Consider the following 2,407-nt stretch of genomic DNA (forward strand, 5'->3'; position numbering starts at 1 on the left):
GTACGGCGTAACGTGCTCGAGGACCCCAGCTGGTACACCGCCTACACGCCCTACCAGCCCGAGATCTCGCAGGGCCGCCTCGAGGCGCTCATCAACTTCCAGACCGTGATCGGCGACCTCACGGGCCTGCCGACCGCCAACGCCTCCCTGCTCGACGAGGGCACTGCCGCGGCCGAGGCGATGACGCTGGTGCGCCGGGGCAACCGCAAGGCGAGCGGTCCTTTCGTCGTCGACGCCGACGCCCTGCCGCAGACCATCGACGTCGTGCGCACCCGCGCGGAGGCGATGGGCATCGAGGTGGTCGTCGCCGACCTGAGCGACGGGCTCCCCGAGGGCGAGCTGTCCGGGGTGCTCGTGCAGTACCCCGGCGCCTCGGGCGCCGTCCGCGACCCACGTGCCGTCATCGACTCGGCTCACGAGCGCAACGCGCTCGCGGTGGTCGCCGCAGACCTCCTGGCCCTGACCCTCCTCGAGGCCCCCGGGGCGATGGGTGCCGACATCGTCGTGGGCTCCTCGCAGCGCTTCGGGGTGCCGCTCTTCTACGGCGGTCCGCACGCGGGCTACATGTCGGTCGCTGCCGGTCTCGAGCGTCACCTGCCGGGCCGACTCGTCGGGGTCTCCGTCGACTCCGAGGGGCGTCCGGCCTACCGCCTGGCCCTCCAGACCCGTGAGCAGCACATCCGCCGCGACAAGGCGACGTCCAACATCTGCACCGCCCAGGTGCTGCTCGCGGTCGTGGCCTCGATGTATGCCGTCTACCACGGTCCCGACGGACTGCGTGCGATCGCGCGGCGGATCGCCGCCCAGGCCGCCACGATCGCCAAGGTCCTGGCCGACGGCGGCGTCGAGGTGGTGCACGAGGCCTTCTTCGACACGGTGCTGGCGCGGGTGCCGGGTCGGGCCGCAGACGTCGTCGCGGCGGCGCGTGAGCGCGGACTCCAGCTGCGGCTGGTCGACGCCGACCACGTCGGCGTGAGCATCGGCGAGACGTGCACCGGCGAGACCGTCGGGCTCGTCCTGGACGCCTTCGGCGTGAAGCCGGACGGCGCCGTCGTCGTCAGCGGCGTCAGCGGCGTCAGGGGCATCGACGGCGTGCACCCCGACCTCGAGCGCACCACGCCGTTCCTCACCCACGAGACCTTCCACCAGCACCGTAGCGAGACGCAGATGCTGCGCTACCTGCGGCGCCTCTCGGCCCGTGACTACGCCCTGGACCGCGGGATGATCCCGCTCGGCTCGTGCACCATGAAGCTCAACGCCACCACCGAGATGGAGCCCGTCTCGTTGCCGGGCTTCGCCGACCTGCACCCGTTCGCCCCGGCCGAGGACGCCACCGGCTACCGCCGCCTCGTCGAGGACCTCGAGGGCTGGCTGGCCGAGGTGACCGGCTACGACCGAGTCTCGATCCAGCCGAATGCCGGCTCCCAGGGTGAGCTCGCCGGGCTGCTCGCCATCCGCGGCTACCACCACTCTCGCGGCGACGTGCAGCGCGACGTGTGCCTGATCCCGAGCTCGGCCCATGGCACCAATGCCGCCTCCGCGGTGATGGCCGGCATGAAGGTGGTCGTGGTCAAGTCCGGCGACGACGGCACCGTCGACCTCTCCGACCTGCACCAGCAGTGTGAGAAGCATGCCGACACCCTGGCCGCGATCATGGTCACCTATCCCTCCACCCACGGCGCCTACGAGGACACCATCGGCGACCTGTGCGACCTCGTGCACCGCTACGGCGGCCAGGTCTACGTCGACGGCGCCAACCTCAACGCGCTCCTGGGCTACGCCAAGCCGGGCGAGTTCGGCGGCGACGTCTCCCACCTCAACCTCCACAAGACGTTCTGCATCCCGCACGGTGGCGGCGGCCCGGGGGTGGGCCCGGTGGCCGTGCGCGAGCACCTCGCGCCGTTCCTGCCCTCGCACGCCGCCCACCCCGAGGCCGAGAAGCGTGAGGGCATCGGCCCGATCAGCGCGGCGCCGTACGGCTCGGCGGGCATCCTGCCGATCTCCTGGGCCTACGTCCGCCTGATGGGTGCCGAGGGCCTGACACGGGCCACGGCGAGCGCGGTGCTGTCGGCCAACTACATCGCCAAGCGGCTGGGGGAGCACTTCCCGGTGCTCTACAGCGGTCACGGCGGGCTGGTGGCCCACGAGTGCATCCTCGACGTGCGAGGCATCACCAAGGACACCGGTGTCACCGTCGACGACGTCGCCAAGCGCCTGGTCGACTACGGCTTCCACGCCCCGACGATGTCGTTCCCCGTGGCGGGCACGCTCATGGTGGAGCCCACCGAGTCCGAGGACCTCGGCGAGATCGATCGCTTCTGCGACGCCATGATCGCCATCCGCGGCGAGATCGACCGGGTCGCGGCAGGGGAGTGGAGCCCCGAGGAGTCCCCGCTGCGTGGCGCCC

General features: G+C 71.6%; 1 protein-coding gene. It reads left to right on the forward strand.

Annotated elements, in window-relative coordinates; translation table 11 throughout:
- A partial coding sequence (gene gcvP, locus VOI19_RS18160) for an aminomethyl-transferring glycine dehydrogenase (protein ID WP_323794348.1) occupies window positions 1-2,407 on the forward strand: 2,407 nt, incomplete at both ends.

This window comes from Nocardioides sp. (assembly GCF_034670285.1).
Taxonomy (GTDB): domain Bacteria; phylum Actinomycetota; class Actinomycetes; order Propionibacteriales; family Nocardioidaceae; genus Nocardioides.